General features: G+C 70.7%; 3 protein-coding genes and 1 pseudogene. 1 reads left to right on the top strand and 3 read right to left on the bottom strand.

The genetic code is table 11. The annotated features are described in order from the left end of the window. Together ACEN88_RS29780 and ACEN88_RS29775 are read right to left on the bottom strand one after the other, a co-directional pair. On the bottom strand, positions 1-354 hold a 354-nt coding region (locus tag ACEN88_RS29780; RefSeq protein WP_413345506.1), incomplete at its 3' end, for a peptidase U32 family protein. Positions 355-419: 65 nt separating this feature from the next. Further along, positions 420-812, bottom strand: a complete 393-nt coding sequence (locus ACEN88_RS29775) for a ribonucleotide reductase subunit alpha (protein WP_413345504.1) — start codon at positions 810-812, stop codon at positions 420-422. 166 nt (positions 813-978) lie between these two features. Here ACEN88_RS29775 and ACEN88_RS29770 point away from each other — a divergent pair, with 166 nt between their 5' ends. Next, on the top strand, positions 979-1,650 hold the full coding sequence (locus ACEN88_RS29770) for a Crp/Fnr family transcriptional regulator (protein ID WP_413345502.1): 672 nt from the start codon (positions 979-981) through the stop codon (positions 1,648-1,650). Here ACEN88_RS29770 and ACEN88_RS29765 read toward each other — a convergent pair. Continuing rightward, positions 1,638-2,185: pseudogene (locus ACEN88_RS29765) on the bottom strand (acetate kinase); the annotation flags it as partial. The gene ACEN88_RS29770 and the pseudogene ACEN88_RS29765 sit on opposite strands and share 13 nt — an antisense overlap.

The raw sequence follows: 2,185 nt of genomic DNA, 5'->3' as shown, positions 1-2,185 counted from the left end.
GCCCCCGCGGGGGGGTGCCGCCGGGGCGGCGTGTTCCCCCCCGCGGGGGGGGGGCGCCGGCCGGCGGGGGGGTGGGGGGGGGGGGGGGGGGGGGCGCGGGGGGCCCCCCACCGGGCCGTCGCCGCCCGGCTGCGGATACGTGTTCAGGGCGAGGAAGACCTTGCGGTTGCGGTCGTGGGCATAGCGGATGCCTTCGGAGATGGCGCCTTCGGAGAAATTCAGGCCGGCGAAGTTGCGCGCGTTGGTCGCGTCGCGGAAGCCGAGGTAGACGCAGTCGGCGCCGTGGTCGATGGCGGCCTTGAGGGCCGGCAGGCTGCCGGCGGGACAAACGAGTTCGAGGGAGGGAGAGGTCATGGCGGGCGGGTGAACGGTAACGCATGGAGCATAATGACGCGCCGCCTCTCTCGCCTTGAACGGGTTCAAGCAAATCGCACGGCGTGTCCGTCCGGGTCGAACGCGAGGAACCGTTCGATGGCGCCGCGGTGCACGGCGTCGATCATCATCTTGAGGCCGCGGTCGATGCCGGACGCCTGCTGTTCCCCTGCCAGCGCCGCGACGAACACCATGTCCCACGGCTGGCCCGTCGCGCGCGACTCGTCGGCCAGCACGCCGAAATCCGCGAGCTCGTCGAGGCCCTTGTCGACGCACATCACGGGCGCCAATGCGCCGCCGCGGCCTTCCTCGAAGCGGCGCGCCTGGCCCGGCGTGTGCGCCTGCGGCAGTTCGGCGACCGCGAAGACGAACAGCAGGCGCTGCGCCTCGGGCTGGGCGCGCGCGGCGGCGAGGAAATCGGAAAAATTCGAGAGCTGCATGGGGAAATCCGTGACAAGGAGGAGGATGGTCCGATTGTAGGCGGCTTCCCCGCGCGCGTAAGTCGGCACGATGGAGGACGCCGCCTAGTTCTTCCGGACTATCCCGCGCGGCGCCCGACCGCGCGAGAATGGCGGCATCCCGACCATTTCATGACGTCCCGCGACCGTGGCCACCATCGACCCTTGCACCTTCCTGCGCCGCCTGCCGCTGTTTTCCGACCTCGGCGAGGAGGAGCTGCGCGCCGTCGGCGCCGCGGCCACCGAGCGGCACGTCGACCGCGGCCGCACCATCGTCGAGCGGGGCGACCCGTGCGAGGGGTTTCACTCGATCCTGTACGGCCAGGTCAAGCTGGCCTTCATCTCGCCGCAGGGCCAGGAAAAGGTCATCGAGATCCTCGGCCCCGGCAAGACGTTCGGCGAGGCGGTCATGTTCATGGAAAAGCCGTACTTCGTGACGGCGACGGCGCTGGAAGACTGCCTGCTGCTGCACGTGCGCAAGGAAGCCATCTTCGCCGAACTGGAACAGAGCCCGGCGTTCGCCCGGCGCATGCTGGCGGGGATGAGCCGGCGCCTGCACGGCCTCGTCGCCGATGTCGAGGCGTACACCCTGCACACGGGCGGCCAGCGCGTCGTCGGCTATCTGCTGAAGGATGCGCCCGAATCCGGCGCGACGGTGCGGCTTTCAGTCAGCAAGCGCCTCGTCGCGTCGCGCCTGAACATCACGCCCGAGTATTTTTCGCGCGTGCTGAACGATCTCACGCGGCGCGAACTCGTGCGCGTGGACGGGCGCGACATCGCGATCCTCGACGCGGACGGATTGCGCGCCTACGAGGGATAAGCGTCCGCGACCCGTTTCGTCTCGCGCGCGGCCGGGTCCAGGCTCGCGAGCAGGGTGCGCATGTCCCCGCTGATGCCGGAGATGCCCAACAGGCCGCTGTCGAGGTACAGCAGGCGTTCCAGCGCGTCCGGCGTCATCCGTTTTGCGCGCAGCAGGTGCAGCACGAGGCCGGGGTCGAGGGCGCCGCAGCGCGTGGCCATCGGCAGGCCGTCCAGCGCGGAAAAGCCCATCGACGTCGCGACGCTGCGGCTGTCGACCATGGCGCACATGCTGGCGCCGCTGCCCAGGTGGGCGACGACGACGCGGCCACGGGCGCGCGGTTCGATCGCGGGCAAGGTGTCGGCGATGTGGGTGTACGACAGGCCATGGAAACCGTAGCGCAGCATGTTCTCGTCCGCGAGCGCGCGCGGCAGGCCGTACAGGCGCGCGACCCGCGGGTTCCCGAGGTGGAACGCGGTGTCGAAGCAGGCGACCTGCGGCAGGCCCGGATGCAGGCGCGCCATCGCGTCCATGCCGGCCACGGTGTGCGGCTGCA

Source organism: Massilia sp. CT11-108 (assembly GCF_047302915.1).
Classification (GTDB): Bacteria; Pseudomonadota; Gammaproteobacteria; order Burkholderiales; family Burkholderiaceae_D; genus Telluria; species Telluria orientalis.
Note: the sequence above shows the minus strand (reverse complement) of the source record. Positions and strands in the feature narration are given on the sequence as shown.

Coding starts and splice junctions, on each gene's coding strand:
- ACEN88_RS29775 (WP_413345504.1), bottom strand. CDS start 812: ATGCAGCTCTCGAATTTTTCCGATTTCCTCGCCGCCGCGCGCGCCCAG.